Origin of the sequence: Kutzneria sp. CA-103260, from assembly GCF_018263855.1 — a bacterium.
GTDB lineage: Bacteria > Actinomycetota > Actinomycetes > Mycobacteriales > Pseudonocardiaceae > Kutzneria.
In genome coordinates, this window is record NZ_CP073318.1 from 209,040 (window position 1) to 229,083 (window position 20,044).

Annotated in this window: 19 protein-coding genes; 6 read left to right on the forward strand and 13 right to left on the reverse strand. The window is 70.7% G+C overall.

All coding sequences use genetic code 11. The annotated features are described in order from the left end of the window. The first annotated feature begins 5 nt into the window (after positions 1 to 5). The 4 genes from JJ691_RS00940 to JJ691_RS52870 all read left to right on the forward strand — a co-directional run bounded on the left by JJ691_RS00940 (position 6) and on the right by JJ691_RS52870 (position 5,425). Complete coding sequence (locus tag JJ691_RS00940; RefSeq protein WP_211766882.1) at positions 6 to 2,825, forward strand: ATP-binding protein; 2,820 nt, start codon at positions 6 to 8, stop codon at positions 2,823 to 2,825. Positions 2,826 to 3,090: 265 nt separating this feature from the next. Then, positions 3,091 to 3,726 (forward strand): LuxR C-terminal-related transcriptional regulator, encoded by a 636-nt coding sequence (locus tag JJ691_RS00945; protein WP_211771210.1) that lies wholly within the window; start codon positions 3,091 to 3,093, stop codon positions 3,724 to 3,726. Beyond that, entirely contained in the window at positions 3,723 to 4,370 is a 648-nt protein-coding gene (locus tag JJ691_RS00950) for a GNAT family N-acyltransferase (protein ID WP_211766883.1), read from the forward strand. Before JJ691_RS00945 ends, JJ691_RS00950 begins: the two co-directional genes overlap by 4 nt. Continuing rightward, a complete protein-coding gene (locus tag JJ691_RS52870) occupies positions 4,331 to 5,425 on the forward strand; it encodes a cytochrome P450 (RefSeq protein ID WP_211766884.1) in 1,095 nt (364 codons plus the stop codon). Before JJ691_RS00950 ends, JJ691_RS52870 begins: the two co-directional genes overlap by 40 nt. Here the strand turns inward: JJ691_RS52870 and JJ691_RS00960 are convergent. Both JJ691_RS00960 and JJ691_RS00965 read right to left on the reverse strand, forming a co-directional pair. Continuing rightward, positions 5,422 to 6,558: an HNH endonuclease signature motif containing protein gene (locus JJ691_RS00960; protein ID WP_211766885.1), complete on the reverse strand. Its 1,137-nt coding sequence runs from the start codon at positions 6,556 to 6,558 to the stop codon at positions 5,422 to 5,424. The two genes, JJ691_RS52870 and JJ691_RS00960, sit on opposite strands and share 4 nt — an antisense overlap. Before the next feature lie 406 nt (positions 6,559 to 6,964). Beyond that, complete coding sequence (locus JJ691_RS00965; protein ID WP_211766886.1) at positions 6,965 to 8,104, reverse strand: SAM-dependent methyltransferase; 1,140 nt, start codon at positions 8,102 to 8,104, stop codon at positions 6,965 to 6,967. 178 nt (positions 8,105 to 8,282) lie between these two features. On the opposite strand from JJ691_RS00965, the gene JJ691_RS00970 reads away from it, so the two are divergent. Continuing rightward, the gene (locus tag JJ691_RS00970) at positions 8,283 to 9,653 is read left to right on the forward strand and encodes a YVTN family beta-propeller repeat protein (protein ID WP_211766887.1); all 1,371 of its coding nucleotides are present in this window, start codon (positions 8,283 to 8,285) and stop codon (positions 9,651 to 9,653) included. On the opposite strand, the gene JJ691_RS00975 is transcribed toward JJ691_RS00970, so the two are convergent. Next, positions 9,643 to 10,524 (reverse strand): LysR family transcriptional regulator, encoded by an 882-nt coding sequence (locus tag JJ691_RS00975; protein ID WP_211766888.1) that lies wholly within the window; start codon positions 10,522 to 10,524, stop codon positions 9,643 to 9,645. The two genes, JJ691_RS00970 and JJ691_RS00975, sit on opposite strands and share 11 nt — an antisense overlap. 70 nt (positions 10,525 to 10,594) lie before the next feature. On the opposite strand from JJ691_RS00975, the gene JJ691_RS00980 reads away from it, so the two are divergent. Continuing rightward, on the forward strand, positions 10,595 to 10,969 hold the full coding sequence (locus JJ691_RS00980) for a YybH family protein (RefSeq protein WP_211766889.1): 375 nt from the start codon (positions 10,595 to 10,597) through the stop codon (positions 10,967 to 10,969). A 19-nt stretch (positions 10,970 to 10,988) separates the two neighbouring features. On the opposite strand, the gene JJ691_RS00985 is transcribed toward JJ691_RS00980, so the two are convergent. The 10 genes from JJ691_RS00985 to JJ691_RS01030 form a co-directional block, all read right to left on the reverse strand. Beyond that, entirely contained in the window at positions 10,989 to 11,690 is a 702-nt protein-coding gene (locus JJ691_RS00985) for a 2-hydroxychromene-2-carboxylate isomerase (protein WP_211766890.1), read from the reverse strand. 168 nt (positions 11,691 to 11,858) lie between these two features. After that, positions 11,859 to 12,602, reverse strand: a complete 744-nt coding sequence (fabG, locus tag JJ691_RS00990; protein WP_211766891.1) for a 3-oxoacyl-[acyl-carrier-protein] reductase — start codon at positions 12,600 to 12,602, stop codon at positions 11,859 to 11,861. Beyond that, on the reverse strand, positions 12,599 to 13,072 hold the full coding sequence (locus tag JJ691_RS00995; RefSeq protein WP_211766892.1) for a 3-hydroxyacyl-ACP dehydratase FabZ family protein: 474 nt from the start codon (positions 13,070 to 13,072) through the stop codon (positions 12,599 to 12,601). The genes fabG and JJ691_RS00995 overlap by 4 nt, the downstream gene beginning before the upstream one ends. Beyond that, positions 13,069 to 13,440 carry a 3-hydroxyacyl-ACP dehydratase FabZ family protein gene (locus JJ691_RS01000; protein ID WP_211766893.1) on the reverse strand — a complete coding sequence of 124 codons (372 nt, stop codon included), beginning with the start codon at positions 13,438 to 13,440 and terminating at the stop codon, positions 13,069 to 13,071. Before JJ691_RS01000 ends, JJ691_RS00995 begins: the two co-directional genes overlap by 4 nt. A 316-nt stretch (positions 13,441 to 13,756) precedes the next feature. After that, positions 13,757 to 14,845, reverse strand: a complete 1,089-nt coding sequence (locus JJ691_RS01005) for a beta-ketoacyl synthase N-terminal-like domain-containing protein (protein ID WP_211766894.1) — start codon at positions 14,843 to 14,845, stop codon at positions 13,757 to 13,759. Further along, positions 14,842 to 16,062: a beta-ketoacyl-[acyl-carrier-protein] synthase family protein gene (locus JJ691_RS01010; RefSeq protein WP_211766895.1), complete on the reverse strand. Its 1,221-nt coding sequence runs from the start codon at positions 16,060 to 16,062 to the stop codon at positions 14,842 to 14,844. Before JJ691_RS01010 ends, JJ691_RS01005 begins: the two co-directional genes overlap by 4 nt. Positions 16,063 to 16,096: 34 nt before the next feature. Beyond that, positions 16,097 to 16,348: an acyl carrier protein gene (locus tag JJ691_RS01015; RefSeq protein WP_211766896.1), complete on the reverse strand. Its 252-nt coding sequence runs from the start codon at positions 16,346 to 16,348 to the stop codon at positions 16,097 to 16,099. A gap of 48 nt (positions 16,349 to 16,396) precedes the next feature. Further along, a complete protein-coding gene (locus JJ691_RS01020; RefSeq protein ID WP_211766897.1) occupies positions 16,397 to 16,606 on the reverse strand; it encodes an MbtH family protein in 210 nt (69 codons plus the stop codon). A gap of 20 nt (positions 16,607 to 16,626) precedes the next feature. Next, on the reverse strand, positions 16,627 to 17,457 hold the full coding sequence (locus JJ691_RS01025) for an SDR family oxidoreductase (RefSeq protein ID WP_211766898.1): 831 nt from the start codon (positions 17,455 to 17,457) through the stop codon (positions 16,627 to 16,629). Between the two features lie 73 nt (positions 17,458 to 17,530). Next, positions 17,531 to 20,044 carry a non-ribosomal peptide synthetase gene (locus JJ691_RS01030; protein ID WP_211766899.1) on the reverse strand — a complete coding sequence of 838 codons (2,514 nt, stop codon included), beginning with the start codon at positions 20,042 to 20,044 and terminating at the stop codon, positions 17,531 to 17,533.

A 20,044-nucleotide genomic window follows, 5' to 3' on the forward strand; every position in this document is an offset into this window, starting at 1 on the left:
CCGCCGTGCTGTGCGAGCGGGAGACCGAGTTCGGCCTGGTGGCCGAGGCGTTGCAGGGGGCCGCCGACGGCCTCGGCTCGCTGCTGGTGATCACCGGCCCGCTGGGCGTCGGCAAGACCGCGCTGCTGGGCGGCCTGCCCAGCCTCGCGGGCTTGCAGGGCGCGCGGGTGTTGCGGGCCAACGGGGCGTTGCTGGAACAGGACTTCGCCTTCGGCCTGGTGCGGCAGCTGATGGAGCCGGTGCTGGCCGGCGTCGACGAGAGACAGCGCGACGAGTGGCTGGCCGGGCCGGCCGAACCGGCCCGGCTGGTGTTCGACGATCTCGCCGGCCCGGACGAGACGCCGGAGTGGGAGCACCTGCGTTGGGACGACGGCCGGCCGGACGGCGGCGTCCGGCACACCGTGCTGCACGGCCTGCTCATGCTGCTCACCGCCATGAGCGAGCAGCGGCCGGTGCTGCTGGTCGTGGACGACTTGCAGTGGGGCGACCAGCCTTCCTTGCGGTGGCTGGGTTATCTGGCCAAGCGCCTCGGCGGCGTGCGCGCCACCGTGGTCGTCACGGTGCGGGAGGGCGACCCGCTGTCGGAGCGGCCGCTGGTGCGGGCCGTGGCCAACGGCGCCCGCACCACGCTGCGGCCCGGCCCGCTGTCGCTGGCCAGCACGCGGCTGATGGTGGCCGAGGAGTTCGGCGAGCCCGGTGAGGAGGAGTTCGTCCAGGCGTGCCAGGAAGTCTCCGACGGCAACCCGATGTTCCTGATGTCGGTGCTGCTGGGCATGGCGGTCTCCGGCTACCGGCCGATCGCCGCCGACGCCGAGGTGGCCCGCTCGCTGCTGCCGTCCCAGCTGCGCGACCGGCTGACCTCGTGCATGGCCAGCCAGCCGCCGGGCATCCAGTCCTTCGCCAAGGCCATGGCCGTGCTGAGCGAACAGGCCGACGCCGAGCTGCTCGGCCAGCTGTCCGAACTGGACCCGATCGGCTGCGTGGAGGCGGCCCGGGTGCTGGACCGGATGGGGCTGCTGGCCCAGACCACGCCGGTGCCGAAGTTCCTGCACCTGGCCGTGCAGGACGCCGTCGAGCAGCTGATGCGGGCCGACGACGCGGAGCGCCTGCACCGGCGGGCCGCGGCGCTGCTGCACGCCGGCGGCTATCCGGCCGAGCAGGTCGCCGCGCACCTGCTCGTGATTAGCGCTGACCAGGACAATTGGACCACTTCGGTGCTGAGAGCGGCAGCCGACACCGCGTTGTCACGAGGTGCTCCAGAAGTGGCTACCCGTTATTTACGGCGGGCATTGCTCGATTGTTCATCTGACGGTCCCGATCGCGCAATGTTGCTCGTGGATCTGGCCACCGCGGAATGCTGGTTCGATCCGGCCGCGGCCGTCCGACACATTTCACAGGCCGTTCCGTTGCTCGGTTCGACCCGGGAACGGGCGCTGGCGGTGTCGCGTATCGCGCCGCCGATGCTGGGCGTCGCCTCCTCCTCGGTGCTGGAGGTGATCGACCGGGTCGCGGCCGAGCTGGGCGACCCGGACAAGCTCACCGGCACCGACCGGGAGCTGGCGCTGTCGCTGGAGGCGCGGCTGCGCTGCACCCAGACCAACGACCCGGCTCGGCTGGCGATGGCCGTGGACAGGCTGCGTGAGCTGGGCGAACACCCGCCGCTGGAGTCCCGGGGCGAGCGCGAGCTGGCCGCCGTGCTCGTCCACGCCGGCACGCTGAGCGGCGGCCTGCCGGCGGCCGAGGCGGTGCCGCTGGCGCGGCGCATCGTCGAGCACGAGCCGGCGGTGGCCAGCCACTCGCACGCCGCCGTGCCGCTGATCGTCACTACGCTGCTCGCCGGCGACTGCGACGACGTCGCCGGGCCGTGGCTGGAGCTGGCGCTGAGCCAGGCACGGCGGCAGAACGCGACCGTGCAGCAGGCGATCATCACCACCCACCAGTCGACCATCCTCATGCGGGCCGGCCTGCTGGCCGAGGCCCGGGCCGCGGCTGCCGAGGGGCTTGCGCTGGCCGACGTCGACTGGCTACGCACGGTGGCCATGCCGACCAAGGCGCTGGCCATGGTGGCCATCGAGACCGAGGCCGTCGACCTGGCCGAACAGCTGCTGGCCAAGTGCGCAGAACATGGCGAGGCGCTGCCCAGCCAGTGGCCGCTGCACGCCGTCCGGGCCTGGCTCGCGGCCCGCGACGGCCAGGTCTCGTCGGCCCTGAACCACCTGTACGAGCTGGGCCGGCGCACCGAGCGGATCGGCTGGCGCAACCCGACGGTCGTGCCCTGGCGCAGTTGGGCCGCCGGCCTCCAACACCAGCTCGGGGACCACGCCGAGGCCGTCGAGCTGCTGCGGACCGAGCACGACCTGGCCAAGGACTGGGGTTCGGCCGCTGCCGTCGGGCGGGCGCTGCGGGTGTGGGGCGTCATCACCGAGGGGCCCGAGGGCGTGCAGCGGCTGCGCGAGGCCGTGGCTGTGCTGGCCGACAGCGCCCACCGGCTGGAGCTGGCCCGCGCCGAGGCGGCCCTGGGGAGCCGGCTGGGCGGGGTCGAGGGGGACAAGCACCTCAAGCTCGCTGGTTCGGTCGGGGCCGGGCCGTGGCTGACCGTACCAACGGCCGCGCCGACCCGTACCAACGGCGGCCGGACCGACCTGACCAAGACCGAACGCAAGGTCGCGATGCTCGCCGCGGCCGGCCGGACGAACGGGGAAATAGCCGATGAGCTGGGCGTTTCCCTGCGGGCGGTGGAGAAGCACCTGACCAACTCCTACCGCAAGCTGGCCGTGCCGGGGCGGTCCGGGCTGGTCGACGCGATGCGCCCGCAAGGCAGTTGACAACGTTGTCAGACCGGGGGAGGGAGACCGAACCGCACCCACCGAACCTCGACCGCACCACCGAACCAACAGAGATCGACGACCACAGTGTTAGTGCCCGCCAGTCCCTGCGCCGTAGACGGGTCGTGAAAGGCTTTCATACGATTGTCACGCACTCGAAAAACGGTTTGCCCGTCCCGTCGCCAACGCCAACGCACCGGGGGTCATCGTGTCCGAGTCCTACAGTCGGCCACTGAGCGTGGTCACCGAACTCGCCGACCGTCGAATGGTCGCCGACCAGTCCGACGACCTTTTCAGATCGTTATTCGAACGGTCGGGAGTGTGCATCGCCTCGCTCGATCCGACGTATCGGGTGTTGGAGGCCAACGCCGACCTGTTCCACCTGCTCGACCGGTCCGCCCCCGAGGTGACCGGCCGCGAGTTCACCGACCTGCTGCACCCCGGCGTGCGGGCCGGTCTGCGCCGCCAGTTCGCCAAGCTGGCCGAGGGCAAGCGGGGCCGCTTCACCGAGCATGTGGTGGCCATGCGCCCCGACGGCACCGTCGTGGCCGGCAACCTGACCGCCGTCTCGGTGCGGGCCAACACCCGGGTCGCGGCCACCACGCTGGTGCTGATCATCCCCAGCAATCCGGCCAAGTCCGGGCGGGTCGTGGTCGACCACAGCAAGGTGCTGACCGATGTGGACGCCCGCATTCTGGAGGGCGTGGCCGCCGGCGTGTCCACCGTGCAGATGGCCTCGCAGCTGTACCTGAGCCGGCAGGGCGTGGAGTACCACGTGAGCGCCATGCTGCGGAAGCTCAAGGCCCCCAACCGTCCCGCGCTGGTGGCCAAGGCCTACGCGCTGGGCATCCTGAGCGTCGCCACCTGGCCGCCGCGTGTCCTGCCGGACTATGTGAAGTGATCGCGCCTCGCGACCACGACCTGTTCGCGGCCGCGACGCGTGCGTTCGACCGGCTCGATCCGGTGATCGGCCGCTACGGCGGTCCGGAGCGAGCGCTGGACGTGCGAATCGCCAACAGCCTGCCCCGTAGGCAACAGGTGGTCCGGATGAGGGACCAGCACTACCGTGACACGCTCACGGGTCTGGGTGTCCCGCTGTGGGACGGGTACGACGAGAACGCGGTGCAGCTGCTGTGCACTGTGGACGATCAACCGGTCGGCTGCCTGCGGCTGACCGCGAACACCGAGCACGGTGGGGACCTGCACGACGACTTCGCGGACGTGCGGTCGGTGTTGGAGCCCGGCCGGTTCGCCGTGGTGGGGCGGGCGCTCGTGGTGCCCGAGCTGCGTTCGTGTGGCGTTCTCCACGCCGTGGTGCACGCGGCGTGCCGTTGGTGGCTGCGGCACAGTGGCAGCACCCGGATGGTGGTGACCTGCCTTGCCAAGACCGTGCCGGCGGCGATCGCCTTCGGCGGACGGATCCTGACCGAGCCGCTTTCCTTGGGACCGAACGGAGTGCCGGTCGTGTTGGTGGAAGTGGACGCGCGGCGGGCCGTGGAGACCGGATGCCGTTGGCTGTCGCGGCACGGGTGGTCGGTGGCGTGAGGCGGATTCTCACGCCGACGGGCCATCCGGCCTGGTTGGCGACGACCTACGCGGACGTGTGGCAGGTGCTGTCCGATCCCCGGTTCGGCAAGGCGCCGCTCACCGACTGCCAGGGCAGCACCCGTTCGGGCCGGCTGCTTCCCGGGCTGCTGTTCACCACGGATGGCCTGGAGCACAAGGCTTTGCGCACCGAGCTGCTGGCCGCCATGCGGCTGTGTCCCAGCCGGTCGCTGCTCGACGACCTAGCCGACCAGGCCGATTCCCTGTTGTCGGCCGCCGGCGATGCCGGTGATCTGGTCGCGTCCTACGCCGCTCCGCTGGCCATCTGGGCCGTCGGCACCTGGCTCGGCCTGCCCGTCGCGGATTGGTCACGTTGCGCCGAGCTGTCGTCCATCGTGTTGTCGCTCAACCAGTTTCCCGCCGACGTGGTGGAGCAGGCCCAGTTCGAGCTGCTTGACTACTTTGACGGCATGCTGGCCTCCCATTCGGAGCGCTCGGACCTGCTGTCCGCCTTGGCCGCCACCGCCGCCTCGCCCGCCCCGCTCGCCGCCACCGTGCTCGCCACCGGCTACGAGACCTTGGTCGCCGGCATCGCCAACGCCGCGCTGACCCTTTTGACCCACAACGGCTTCGGCTCGTGGCCTTCGTCGCGTGTGGACACTCGACGCCTCGTCGACGAGCTGCTCCGCTTCGCCCCCTTGGGCGGCACCATGCGCTCCCGCTGTGCCCTGGTCGACGTCCCCGTCGGCGATGTCCTGGTGGGCCGGGGAGAGATCGTCCTCGCCGCCACCGGCCCCGCCAACCGTGACCCGTCCCGTTTCTCCGACCCCGACGCCTTCTGCCCGGCCCGCAAGGACAACCGCCATGTCGCCTTCGGCGTGGGGGAGCGTTTCTGTGCCGGATCCCAGCTGGCCGTGATGGGCCTTTCCGTTGCCCTGGAACGGATTGCCGCGCGGTTCCCGGGTGTGCGGTTGGCGGTGGAGCCCGGGGCGCTGCGGATCCTGCCCGGGGCGGCCGAGCCCCGCCCGGTGGAGCTGCCGGTGCACTGGGTTTAGCTGGCTGCCGCCCACCCGAATTCCGGTGCCCCGTCGTTGATCTTGACTGACCAGTGGCTGTGGTGGATCAGTCGATGATGCTGCCCGCACAGCAGCACGAGGTTGTCGATGCTGGTGGGTCCGCCGTCTGCCCAGTGGATCACATGGTGTGCGTGACATTGCCGTGGTCTTCGATGACACCCCGGAAAGGCGCATCCCCGGTCTCGGATGATCAACGCCCGGCGGATCTGTGTCGGGATCGTGCGGGTGGCACGGCCGATGTCGAGTGGCTGGGACTGGGCACCCAGGACCACGCGGAGAACGGTGCTGTCGCAGCCGATCCGGCGGGCGGAGGCGGCGTTGATCGGCCCGGACCCGTCCATCTCGGCCGTGCCCCGCTGGGCCAGGAAGTCCGCCAGCGGCATGGTCAGGGCCAGGTGCGGCTTCTCGCCGCCCTCATCAGGCAGGCTGTCGCTACCGGCGGCCAGGTCGATGATCTCGGCGAGCGCATCGCCCTGACGCTGGGCGGTGGTGCGGGTGTCGTCGGCGGAGGTGGGCTTGGCCAGTGGGCTGAGCATCGCCTCCAGCGTCGCGACGCTTTCCGGGTCGAGCTTGCCCCGGAACACCATCGAGCCGTCGCGCCGGTTGGTGTAGTGGAACTCGCGGTCGGGTTCGGCCAGGTCCGGGTCGTCGGGTTCTTTGCCGTCCTGGTCGAGCAGTTGCAGGATGCGCTGTCCGAGCATCCGCAGCGCCGCCCCGTCGAACACGCGCGCCTTGTCCAGCAGTTCCGCCTCGACCTTGTCGCGGTCAGGCTCGGGCGCTTCGGCCAGGGTCTTGTCCAGCACAATGAGGTGCTGCTTGCTGAGCACCCCCGCCCGAGCCGCCTCGCGAACAGCCTCGCGTCGGAACAACTGCGCGTGTCGCAGCAGATCCCGCGCTTCTGCTCTGGTGATCTTCCATCGCGTCGCCAGGTTCGTCACCAGTGCCCGCTGGTCATCTTTGCCTTGTGCGGTGCGGTCCCACAGCTCACCGACCAGCTCGACCTGCCGCACGTACTCGGCGCGCAGTCGGTCCTGGCTCTGCTGGCCGGCGGCCCACAGCGATCCCTCGTCCATGCGCCACCACTGGGTGTCGCCGGTCAGGGTCGCTTCCATACCCCCGATTCTACCGCCCCAAAGGTGACGATTTCTGTTGTGGGGCAAGGATTACCTGTGTGGGTGACAAAATCAGGCAAGCGCTTTCCGGCCTGGCTGCGGCGGGCTGGTGGTGGCGAGCTGGTAACCATTCCCGGCCAACGGTGACTGCGCGGTGCGGACGCCCGAACTACACCCCACAACAGGCAACCCACCCCACAGCAAGGCGAACAACCAAGCCCACCCCCACCCCAGTCCACAGCCCTCCCTAGACGCAACCCCACACCCAAACCGCCGGCAACCCACCCAACCCCACCACCCACCCGACCCAAGCGAACTTGCCAACCGTCCACGCAGGCCCGCAACCCACCACCCGCCGATTGGCAACTGCGCGGTGCGGACACCCGACTCACCCCCACCCCAACACCTACCGCCGCACAGCCAGAATCTGGTGCACATTCATCGTGTTGTCCGCAAAGGCCAGCGCATTGTCCGCCAACTGCAACCGCCAAATCCGCGCCCGCGGAGCCCCGACACGTGTCACCACGTCGTCCCAGTTGAGGTCCAGGGCATGCCGCCACGCGTCGATGGTGCGGACGTAGTGTTCCCGCATGGACATCACGTCCTGGATTTCCAGGCCGGCGTCGCGGAGCTGGCTGAGGGTGCGTTCGACGGGGCGGGTGGCCAGGGCGGGCGTGAGGTACGAGCCGGTGAACATGCCGCCGCCGGAGGTTTGCTGCATCAACAACCGACCGCCGGGACGCAGCAGCCGTCGCAAAGTCGAACAGTAGGCGGGATAGTCGTGGTCGCTGACGTGTTCGCCGGTTTCGATGGACGCCACGGCGTCGAAGGGGCCGTCCATGTCACGGGGATCGATCCGATAAACAGAAACGGAATCGGCCAGTCCACGTTCGCGGGCGCGGGCCTGCACGAACGAGCACTGGCTGTCGGAGACGGTGATCCCGGTGGCGTCGACGCGGTAGTCGGCGGCGGCGTGCAGGACCAGGGAACCCCGGCCGCAGCCGACGTCGAGCAGCCGCATTCCCGGGCCCAGCCCCAGTTTCCGGCACACCAGGTCCAGTTTGTCGTGCTGGGCGTCGGACAGGTGGTACTCGGGGCCGTCGGACGTCCAGTAGGCGCTGGAGGTGGCCATGGTGTCGTCCAATATGGACGACGGGAACTCGGCGGTGGACCGGTCGGGGGCGGCGGGCAGCGGCCGGCCGCCGACGGCGGTGCGGGCCAGCAGCCCGAGCAGCCGAGGCCAGTGCGCTGGCCGGGGCGGGCCCTGCTCGTGCACCTGGGCGACGAGCTCCCGGCAGTGCCGCAGCCCGACGGCGAAGTCGCCGTCGATGTCCAGGTGCCCGGACACGTACGCCTTGACCAGCCCGGACCGCCCGGGCCGCAGCAGCAGTTGGCGCACGGCCCGCGGCGATCGCAGCACGGCCACCGGCCCTTCCGGGGTGCCGGCCCGGCTGCCGTCCCAGGCCCGCATGCCGATGGGGAAGCGCAGGCCGTACACGGTCTCGATCGCCGTCACGACCTGCACGGCGACTCCCGGATTCGGCATCGGCAAGCTCCTGGCTCGGGGTGCGCAATAGCAGGTCTATCGCCGGGCGGGCCGGGAATGTGACACCCGGGATGCACCCGAAGGGGCGAGAAGCGATGTAACCCTTTCAGGCTCAACCGCGCTAATCCCGGTGTGCCGGCGGGGCTCCGCCGGCCGTCGACGTGGACGGGAGTGACTGATGAGCGGTGCGGGCAAGGGGATCCGAAGACTCGTCGCGGCGGGGACCACCGTGGTCCTCGCGGGCCTCGGCCTGGCCGCACCGGCCGCTGCCGCCGGCGGGGGCGGCTACAACGCCTACGTCACCGACAGCCGGCAGAACCAGGTGTTCGTGATCGACACCGCCACCAACGCCATCACCGCGACCGTGCCGGTCGGGGTCAGCCCGCGGGGCGTGGCCGTGACCCCGGACGGCAGCCGGGTCTACGTCGCCGACCACGGCAGCGCGGCGGTCTCGGTGCTCGACGCCGCCACAAACACCGTGACCAGCACGATCCCGGTGCCGGGCGCGCCGAACTTCGTGGCCGTCTCGCCGGACGGCGCCAAGGCCTACGTCAGCAACGACGGCACCAACGCCCTGGACGTGATCGACACGGCCAGCAACACCGTGACCACCGCGATCCAGCTGGGTTCGGTGGCCGCCGGGGTCACGGTGCTCACGCCGGACGGCAAGTACGTCTTCGTGGCCGCGACCGGGGCCAACACCATCTACAAGATCGACACGGCCACCAGCGCCGTCGTCTCCACGATCGCCACGCCGCGGCCGAGCGCGCTGGCCATCTCCCCGGACAGCAGTGAGCTGGCGGCGGTGGACATCTTCGACAACACCGTGACCCGGTTCGCCACGGCCACCGGCCAGCAGACCGGCGTCACGCCGATTGCCGGCAGCCCGCAGGAACTGGCCTACACCCAGGGCGTGCTGTACGTGACCAACGCCGACGGCACCGTGTCGGTGCTGGACCACGGCATGGTCACGCACACCATCCCCGTCCAGGGCACCGTGCTCGGCGGTATCGCGGCCACGCCGGACGGGCAGAGCCTGTACGTGGGCAACTACTTCGGCACCGGCGTCAGCGTGCTGAGCACGGCCAGCAACAGCGTCAGCACGGTGATCCCGACCGCGCCGGCCACTCAGCCCTACGAGGTGGCGATCGGCAACCGCAGCGCGGACCTCGCGGTGAAGCTGGCCGCCAGCCCGGCGGGCCTGCTGGTGCACCAGGTGACGTTCACGGCCACCGTGACCAACAACGGTCCCGGCGCCTCGACCTCGTCGACGGTGAAGTTCAGCTACGCCAACGGATTCGTCTTGCCGTCGGCCCCCGGCTGCACGGTGAACGCCGCCGCCCGCACGGCTACCTGCCAGCTCGGCGCGCTGGCCAACGGCGCGTCGACGAGCAAGTCCCTCACGGTGACCGTCGGCCTGCTGACGATCTCCGGCAAGATGCCGGTGACCGTCACGCGAACCGCCAGCACGCCCACGGATGGCAACGCCGCCAACGACAGTGGCACCGTGACCTGCTCGGCGCTGACGACACTGCTGGTCAGCTGCTGAGGGCCGCGATGCCGTGATCGATCAACGCGGTGGCCGCCGGGCTGACCGGACCGTCCGCACGCCAGGCCAGAGCCAGTTGGCCCCGCAGGGCCGGGCTGGCGACGGTGATGGCGTGCAGTCCGGGCCCGGCGGTCATCGACGTGGGCAGGAAAGCCACGCCGAGGCCGCGCCGGGCCAGCTGTAGCACCATGTTCGGGTCGTTGGCCTCGAAGGCGATCCGCGGCGTGAAACCGGCTCGGGCGCACGCTTCGTCCACACAGGACCGAATGCCGGTGCCCGGCGGCATGCTGATCAGCGCGCGGTCCCGGAACGCCCTGACGGGCAAAGACTCCTGGCCGGCGAACGGATCCCCGTCGCCGACCACGGCGACCATGCGCTCGTCCACGAACACCTTCAGCGCCACGCCCGGGTAGGACGTCGAGGAGCTCAGCGCGATCACCGCCAGATCCAGGCCACCGGCCCGGATCGCGTCGACCAGCCGGTCGGAGTTGTCCTGGGACAACGTGATCTCGATGGCCGGATGGGCCCGGTGGAAGCCGTCGATCATGTCGGCGATGGCCACCGCCGGGCAGGATGTGATCGTGCCGATGGCCACCTGGCCGCGCACCAGCCCGATCAGCTCGTCGACGGCCTGCTTGCTGCCGGCCACGGCCCCCAGCGCCGCCCGAGCGAAGGGCAGCACTGCCCGGCCGGCCTCCGTGAGCGTGACCGTGCGGCCGGACCGGTCCAGCAGCGGCAGGCCGAGTTCTCGTTCCAGCTGCTTGATCTGCGCGCTCACCCCGGGCTGGGCGACGTTCAGCCGTTCCGCCGCCCGGGTGAAGTTGCTGTCCTCGGCGACCGCGACGAAGTACTCCAGCTGGCGAAGTTCCATAACTGCTGATTCTAGTAGCTAGCAGAACTATGTCTTGGACTTCTTGACACAGGCGCGGCAGGCTAGGGGCATGGCAAACGCGAAGACCCCCGAAGACCTGTCCCGCCTGTTCGTCGAGCTGGCCAACAGCCGGGACGCCGACGGTATGGCCGCCCTCTACGAGGAGGACGCCGTGCTGGCCTTCCCGCCCGGCCAGGAGACCGTGGGCCGGGCCGCCATCCGCGAGGTGATGGCCCAGCTGGTGGCCGGCGGCGGCACGTTCACCGTGGAAAGGGCCATGCCGACCGTGTACCACGGCGACCTGGCCCTGACGTCCACCGTCCCCTCGGACAACACCGGGGGCCGGGTCCAGATAGTGCGCCGTCAGGCCGACGGTTCCTGGCTGCGCGTCATCGACCGGCCCGAGATCCGGTCCGCGCAGGCCCAGCCGCAGTCGCCGGCCTGACGGCGGTCACACCGGCGGCTCAGCCGCAGCCGCCGGCGTGGCCGGCGTCGGCGCCGACGGTCACCAGCACCGGCGCCTCGACCGGCGGCGGCTGGACCACACCGGTGCCGCGGAAGGCGGCCACGAAGTCCAGCAGCCGGTCGGTGCCCCAGAACTTGTCCCGGCCGTGCATGAACATCGGCACGCCGAACACGCCGTCCTTGTACACCAGGCGAAGCGCCTCGATGCCGCGGGCGCGCAGCACCGGGTCCTCGTGCGCGGTCGAGGCCCGGACCGGGTCGACGCCGGCCTCGCGGGCGACGTCGGCGATGACCGCCGGGTCGGAGATGTTGAAGCCGTTCTCCCAGCGCGCACGGTAGGTCGCGGCCAGGAACTCCTTGCCCCTGCCGGCGTCCAGCGCGACCAGGTAGCCCAGGTGGGAGACCTCCCACACCGGGTTCTTGTCCACCGGCCAGGTCATGTCCAGGCCGCGGGACCGGGCCAGCCGCCGGGTGTCCTGCAGCACGTACAGGGCCTTGGCCTTGGACATGTCGGTGTAGGGCAGCGCGTCGATGCCCTCGTCGGCCAGCAGGCGCGAGGTCCACTCGTCCGGCTCCCACACCGGGAACCACTCCACGGCGTCCAGCACGTCCGGGTTGTGGGCCAGCAGGTCGCGGTAGGCGAACCAGGAGTAGGGGCTGCGCAGCGAGAAGTACCACTTCAGCCGCTTGGGCTTGGGCATGAGAACTCCCTGGTGGGTAACGGCAAGAGTCTGGACCGCCAAGATCGCGAGGTCGCGCCGGTCTCTGGAGCCGCGGCTCGGGAAAATCGCGTCTCTTCAGCGATTTTTCCGAGCAAGGCGAAGAGACCGGCTTTGGAGCGACCTCGCCCCGCGCGGAACGCGCGGCATTTACACCGTCAGGCCGCCGTCGATCTGGAACACCGCGCCGGTGACGTAGCCGGCGCGGTCCGAGGCCAGGAACGACGTGAGGTCGGCGACTTCCTCGGCGGTGCCCAACCGCTTGAGCGGCACCGACTGGAGCATCTTCTTGCGGGCCGGGTCGGCCAGCTGCGCGGTCATGTCGGTCTCGATCAGGCCGGGGGCGACCACGTTGGCCCGGATGCCGTAGCGGCCGACCTCCTTGGCCAGCGCCTTGGTGAAGCCGATGATGCCGGCCTTGGAGGCGGAGTAGTTGCTCTGCGTGGGATTGCCGTAGACACCGGACACCGAGGAGATGTTGACCAGGCTGCCGGTCTTGCGCTTCATCATGTCGAACACGACGGCCCGGCAGACGTGGTACACGCCGTCGAGATTGGTGTCCAGCACACCGTGCCACTCGTCGTCGGTCATGAGCACCAGCGGGTTGTCCCGGGTGATGCCGGCCGAGGTGACGGCCACGTCGACCGGGCCGAGCTCCTCGGCCACGCCGGCGACCCAGTCCCGCACGGCCGCGCCGTCGCTGACGTCGACCTTGCGCGAGGTGACCCGGACGCCGAGCTCCAGCACCTCCTTCTCCACCACCCGCGCCGCGTCGGCGTTGGAGTGGTAGCAGAAGCCGACGTCGTAGCCGTCGGCCGCGAGCCGCAGCACGCAGGCCCGCCCGATGCCGCGGGAGCCGCCGCTCACCAGGGCGACCCTGGACTCCGTGGTCATGACTTCTCGCCTTCCGCTGCGCGCAGCTGTTCGGCGGGCCGGTAGGCCACCACCATCCTGGACACGGTGAACACGAGCTCGCCGCGCACGACGCACTCGCCCTCGAAGATCACGGTCTCGCCGACCACCCGGGACACCCGGACCCGGTGCTCCAGCACGTCGCCGGGCAGGACGGGCCGGTGGAACTCGATGTCGGCCAGCGAGCCGAACAGCATCACCTGGCCGGCCAGCACGTCCGGGTTGGGCTTCTGCACGCCGTGCACGACACCGGCGGCCTGGGCCCAGGACTCGACCAGCAGCACCTCCGGGTACGGGCCGTCGACGCCGTCGCGGTACCAGGGTTCGTTGCGGCTGACCGACTTCACCGCCGTCACCCACTCGCCGGGGGACACGTCGAGCACGGTGTCGACCAGCAACATGGGATAGCGGTGGGGGAGGATCTCCCGCACGTCGGTGGTCACAGCGGTCACTTGTCACCCCCACTGCGGTAGCGGAGCTTGACCACCGCCGCGTCGCGCCCGGCCACGGTGGCCCGGGCCGCGCAACGCCACTGGTCGCGGTCCTTCTTCCAGTTCACGGTCACGGTCAGCCGGTCGCCGGGGAACACCGGCGCCACGAAGCGAACCGACTCCATGGCCGCCATGGTCAGCTCGCCGGCCTCGGCCGGGGCCGTCTCCAGCGCGCCGCGGTGCACCAGCTCCACCACGCACATGCCGGGGAAGATGGGAAATCCCGGGTAGTGGCCGGCGAACACCGGCTCGTCCGGGCTGACCGTGAACGTCACCTCGTTGTCGGACACCGGCTTCACCTTGCCGACGACCGGGCTCACCGCGCTCACTGCGGCACCTCGCTAGCGCTCGGTGTCCGCGTTCGCGGACGCTCTGCGTTGAATGATTCGCTCGCAAGCTCGCTCACGCGCGGCACCTCGCCAGCGCTCGGTGTCCGCGTTCGCGGACGCTCTGCGTTGAATGATTCGCTCGCAAGCTCGCTCACGCGCGGCACCTCGCCAGCGCTCGGTGTCCGCGTTCGCGGACGCTCTGCGTTGAATGATTCGCTCGCAAGCTCGCTCACGCGCGGCACCTCGCCAGCGCTCGGTGTCCGCGTTCGCGGACGGTCTGCGTTGAATGATTCGCTCGCAAGCTCGCTCATGCCCCTCAGCCCGCCAGCCGGAGCAGGGCGCAGGCCACGGTGCCGTGCGGGTCGATCGCGGAGACCAGGGCCAGCTGCCCGGCGGCCTCGGCGTTGCGCTCGCCGACACTGAGCACGGTGGCGATCTGCAGGGCCGAGGACGCGGCGCCGGTGTCGCCGAACTCGGCGGCCGGCACCCGGTCCACAGTGGAGTCACCGAAGATCCTGCGTAGGGTGGCCCGCTCGTCCTCGCCCTTGGCGCCGGCGGCCGAACCGACCGCGGCCCACACGTCCTCGGGCTGCACGTCGGCGCTGCTCAGGGCGCTGCGCACGGACGCCTCCAGCGCCGCGCGCGGGTCGCCCTCCAGGTAGCAGCGGGACTGGATGGCCAGCACCTCGGCCAGCGGCTCACGGCCGGCCTCGACGTCGGCCAGCGGCTCGACCAACAGCACCGCGCAGCCCTCGCCGAGCACGGTGTTGCCGCCGCTGTGGCGGTGCAGCCAGGCGCGGGCGGGGGAGTACTCCTCGGCCGCACCAACCAAAACCTTGCGGGCCCGGTTGTGGTTGAGCAGCCGGCGAGCGTAGTCCATGGCCAGCAGCCCGGCGGTGCCGCCGCCGGCCAGCGTGGTGTTGGGGCCCTGCAACTGGTGCCAGATGGCGCACTGGCCGGCGGCGCAGTTCATCACCGAGTTCGGCATCCGGGCCGGGTCCACGTGGAAGGGCAGCTCGCCGGTGAACGAGTCGCGGGTGAAGTCCATGACCGACTGCACGCTGCCCATGGTGGTACCCAGCACCAGTGCCGAGTCGGCCCCGGTGGCGACCACCCGGTTGCCCTCGGCGTCGTGCAGCACCTGGCCGATGGTGCTGACGGCCAGCCCGGTCACCCGGTCCATCGACCGGGTTCCCTTGCGCCCCAGCACCTCCTTGTTGGTGAAGTTGGGCACCAGGTAGGCCTGCTCGTCCGGGCCGGCCCACTGCTGCTTGTCCAGCTCGGCGGCCGCGGTCCGGCCGGCGTTCACGCCGTCCACATAGGACTGCCGGCCGATGCCGAACGGGGACACCGCGGACCACGCGGTGATCACGGGCCGCACGGCGGCGAAGGCGGGCGCGCTCATCGGGTCTCTCCCTCAACGAACTTGCCGAGGATCACACTGGCGTTGTTGCCGCCGAAGGCCAGCCCGTTGTTCTGCACGACGTTCAGGTCGGCCGGCACGGACTCGTTGGGCACGCAGTCGATCGGGCACTCGGGGTCGGTGGAGCGGTGGTTGATGGTGGGCGGCACGAAGCCGTGGGTGATGGCCAGCGCGCAGGCGATGGTGCCCAGCGCGCTCGCCGCGCCCATGGTGTGGCCCAGCATGGACTTCACCGAGATGGTGCGGGGCGGCTGGTCGCCATAGACCTCACGGATGGCCGCGGTCTCGGTGATGTCGTTGGCCTTGGTGCCGGTGCCGTGCGCGGAGATCAGGTCGACCTCGTGCGGCTTGATACCGGCGTCGTCCAGGGCGAGCTTCATGCAGCGCCCGATGCTGGACTGGTTGGGCGCGACCTGGTGGTAGGCGTCGCAGTTGAGGCCGTAGCCCAGGATCTCGGCGTAGATGCGGGCCCCGCGGGCCTGCGCCGACTCCAGGCTCTCCAGCACCAGCACGCCCGCGCCCTCGCCGGTCAGGATGCCCAGGCGGTCGGCGTCGAAGGGCTGGCAGAACTCCGGGGCGATGGTGCCCAGCCGGTAGAAGCCGGCGAAGGTCTTGCGGCACATGGCGTCCGCGCCGCCGCAGAGGGCGAACTCGACCTCGCCCGAGCGGACCGCGTCGAAGCCGTCGCCGATCGAGTAGTTGCCGGCCGAGCAGGCGGTGGCGATGGTGTAGGCGCTGACGTTGGCCAGCTTCAGCTCCCGGGCGATGGCCATCGACAGCAGGTGCGCCGGCACTCGCCGGCTGGCCGCCGCGTCCATCTTCTCCGGGCCCTCGTTGACCTCGGTCTCCACCAGCCAGTCCAGGTCGAACGCCTCGCCGTCGGTGGTGCCGACGGTGACCAGGCCCCGCTTGTGGGCCAGCTCCGCCTCGTCCAGCCCGGCGTCGGCGACGGCCATCCGGGCCGCCGCGATGGAGAACTGGCTGGCGCGGCCGACCATCGACGGCTCGAACACGCGCAGCCACGGGGACGGGTCGAATCCCACGACCTCGCAGCCATTGGCGTGCTCGAAGCCCGTGGTGTCGAACAGCGAGATCGGCCGTGCGCCACTGCGGCCCGCGCGCAGGCCGGCCGCGAACTCCTCGGCCCCCACGCCGATGCTGGAGACCACTCCAAACCCGGTCAGTACAACCCTGTTCATGGGATTCGCCCGTCTTCTCGCGATGGTTGTCGGACTACCAGCCCGCGGCCTCGGCGGTGACCTCGTACACACCGTTGAGGTTGGCCATGCGCGGCAGCTCGGACTGCTCGATGACGATGCCGAACGCCTTCTCCAACGAGGCCAGGATCTCGATCGCCCGCAGCGAGTCGGCCTCGTGGTCCTCGATGAACAGGCTGGTGTCGGTGATCTCGTCCTCCTCGATCTCCAGGATCTCGCAGACGATCTCCTTGATCTTGGCGGTGCGCTCGTCGGTCATGGCGGTCATGTCGTGCTCCTCGAACTCGTTGCTGCGGAAGGAAAAAGGGAAAAGCGATCAGCCGCGCTGGTCGACAAGCGACAGGGGACGCATGTCGGTCCAGTTCTCGGTGACGAAGTGCAGGGCCGCCTCGCGCGAGCTCGGGCCGTGCACCTGCCGCCAGCCGTCCGGCACGGCCGCGAACTCGGGCCACAGGCTGTGCCGGCCCTCCTCGTCAACCACCACCAGGAACGTCCCGGTCTCGTCGTCGAAGGGGTTGGTGCTCATAGGTTTGCGCTCCCCATGTCTCAGCGGACGGTGAAGCCGCCGTCGACGGCGACCACCGATCCGGTCACGTCCCGGGACTCGTCACTGGCCAGCCACAGCACGGCCCGCGCGACGTCGTGCGCCCGGACCAGCCGGTTGGTCGGCTGGCTGGCCACGAAGGCCCGCTCGCTGTCCCCGGCCGGAAGGTCCAGGCAGCGCGCGATTTCCGCCATCATGACGCTTTCCAACTCGGGATCGTCGTAGACCGAGCCCGGGCACACGGCGTTGATCCGGATGCCCTTGGGCGCGTAGTCCAGCGACGCGGCCCGGGTCAGCCCGATCAGGCCGTGCTTGGCCGACACGTAGCCGGCGAAGTGTCGGTAGCCGACCAGGCCGGCGGTGGAGGCGATGTTGACGACGCTGCCCGCGCCGCGGCGCAGCATCGACGGCAGCACCTCCCGCATCATGCGGAACTGTCCCGTCAGGTCGACGTCGAGCATGACCTGCCACTCGTCGTCGTCGATCTCGTGCACCGGCTTGCCCGAAGGAGAGACCAGGCCGGCGTTGTTGACCAGCACGTCGATCCTGCCATGCTGATCCAAGGTTTCCGCCAGAACTTCCTTGACACGGCTGGAGTTGCGGATGTCCACCGACACCGCCGTGACACTGCCGCCGAACTTGCCGCACAGCCGCGCGGTGGTGTCCAACTGGCTCTGGGTGCCCAGCGGGTAGGGCACGCCGTCGATGTCGCCGGCGACGTCCAGCAGCACGAGATCGGCGCCCTCGGCGGCGAACTCGGTCGCCGTGGCGCGGCCGATGCCGCGCGCGGCGCCCGTGATCACCGCCAGCGTGCCGCCCAGCCGCCCACTCACTGCGGCACCTCGCTGGCGCTCGGTGTCCGCGTTCGCGGACGCTCTGCGCTGAATGGTTCGCTCGCAGGCTCGCTCACGCCGTCTTCCTCTCGGCCAGAACCCCGGCCAGCAGCCGGATAGTCGGGTTGTGGTAGATGGTGGCCACCGACACGTCGCCGAGCCGGCGCTGCCGGATCTCGGCGGCGATGCGGGCCGCCATCAGGGAATTGCCGCCGATCATGAACAGGTTGTCGTCCAGCCCGACCCGGGCGCCCAGCAGCTGCTCCCAGATCCGGCCGACGTCGCCGGTGTCGTCGGTGTCCGCGGCGGTGGTCGCCGTGGTCGCCGACATCGGCTCGGGCAACCGGTCCACGTCCAGCTTTCCGTTGCTGGTCAAGGGAAGCTCCTCGACCTTGGTGAAAGTGGACGGAACCATGTACGCGGGCAGCAGACCGGCCAGCCGCTCGCGCACCGCGGCCGGGTTCGCGTCCGGGCCCACCAGGTAGGCGTCCAGGTGCACGTCGCCGGCCTGGCCCCGCTTGTTGATCACGACGGCGGCGGCCAGGACCGTCGGGTCGGACAGCAGCTCGGCCTTGATCTCGCCGAGCTCGATCCGGTGGCCGCGCACCTTGACCTGGCTGTCCAGCCGGCCGTGGTGCTCCAGCTCCCCCGTCACCAACAGCCTGCCACGATCACCACTGCGGTAACGCCTAGATCCGTTGTCCTGGAGCGGGAAACGCTGGTCGGTGAGCTCCGGCTTGCCCAGGTACCCGCGGGTCACCCCGGCCCCGCTGACCACGATCTCGCCGGCCACGCCCGGCGGCACCCGCCGGCCCTTGAGGTCCAGCACGCGCAGCGTCCAGCCGGGAATGGCCACGCCGACCGACTTGCTGCCGGCCAGGGCCGCCTCCCGGGTCACCGTGAACCACGTGCAGTGCACGGTGGTCTCGGTGATGCCGTACATGTTCACGGCCTGGCAGCGGCTCTCCGGGTTGCGGTCCAGCCAGCGCAGCAGCATCCGGGAGTCCAGTTGCTCGCCGCCGAACACCAGCAGCCGCACCGACAGCCGCCGGTCGCTCTCCTGGTCGGCCGACAGCAGCTGGGCGAACGCCGACGGGGTCTGGTTGAGCACGGTGACCCGCTCGTCCACCAGCAGGTCGTGGAACTGCTTGGGATCCCGGGTCTGCTCGGCCGTCACGACGACCAGGCGGCCGCCGGTGGCCAGGCAGCCCCAGATCTCCCACACCGAGAAGTCGAAGGCGTACGAGTGGAAGAAGGTCCAGACGTCCGCGCCGCCGAAGGAGAAGTCCTTTGTGGACGACAGGAGGGCGGCCACGTTCCGGTGGTCGACCACGACGCCCTTGGGCTTGCCGGTGGAGCCGGAGGTGTAGATGACGTAGGCCGCGTCGTCAGGGGACACCGACGGCAACGTCGCCGCCGGTTCCTCGTCGAAGTCCTCGTCCCGCACGACCGTGACCAGCCCGGCGTCCTCGGCCATGTAGTCCAGGCGCTTGGCCGGGTAGTTCGGGTCCAGCGGGATGTAGGCCGCGCCGGCCTTCAACACGCCCAGCAGGGCCACGATCAGTCCGACACCGCGCGGCTTGGCCACGCCGACCCGGGAGCCGACGACCACACCACGCTTGGCCAGGCCGGCGGCGATCCGGTTGGCCGCCGCGTCCAGTTCGCCGTAGGTCAGCGACTCGCCGCCGCAGGTCACCGCGACCGCGTTGGGTCGGGCCGCCGCCTGCTCGGCGATCATGCCGTGGATCGTCCGGTCGGTGCCGGCCAGTTCCTCGGGCTCGCCAACGGAAGCCAGGTCGCGGCCGGCCAGCAGGTCGATCTCGCCGACCCTGGTGTCCGGCGCGGCCAACACGTTGCGCACCGAGCACAGCAGCCAGTCCACCGCCGCCGGGTCGACGAGGTCGGTCCGGAAGCTGGCGGTGAGGTGGTCGCCGGCCAGACGCAGCACCACCGGCACCACCTGGGAATGCACGTGTTCGGCCAGCACCGGCACGTCGTCGGTCGGCTCGACCGCGACCGCCGGCACCGTGTCCACGGTCTCGGTGGCGACGATAGAGTCCACAGTGGACTGGTCGTCCACCGGCACCAGGACCGAACCCACCTGCGGCGCCTCGACCCCGGTGTAGCGGTTGAGCACCACCGCGGTCGCGGCCACCAGCCGCGCCGCCGAGCCGGCCGGGGCCGACCGGTCCTGGGTGCGGAAAGCGACGCCGGTCTCGCTGGTGCCGGCCGGGTCGCCGACCCGGGCCCAGCCCAGCTCGCCGGCGAACTCGCCGGCGGCCGGGGTGAGCAGGATCGGCTCCTCGCCGACACCCACGAGCCAGGAAGCCAAGGCCCGCAGGCAAGGCCCGGTCGTCGAGGCCGTCACGGCCAGGCGCTGCACGCCGTCGGTGAACTGCAGCAGCACTGCCCGGACCGCGGCCGAGCCGCCGTCCAGGGGACGGGCCAGCACCCGGCGGACCGACTCGTCCGCGTCGGCGCTGGCGCGCGGCACGTCCTCGACGAACAGCCGGCCCTCGCGCAGGCGCTCGGCGATCGAAGCCTGGTCGACGCCGGCGGCGTCGACCAGCACGGAACGCAGTTCCAT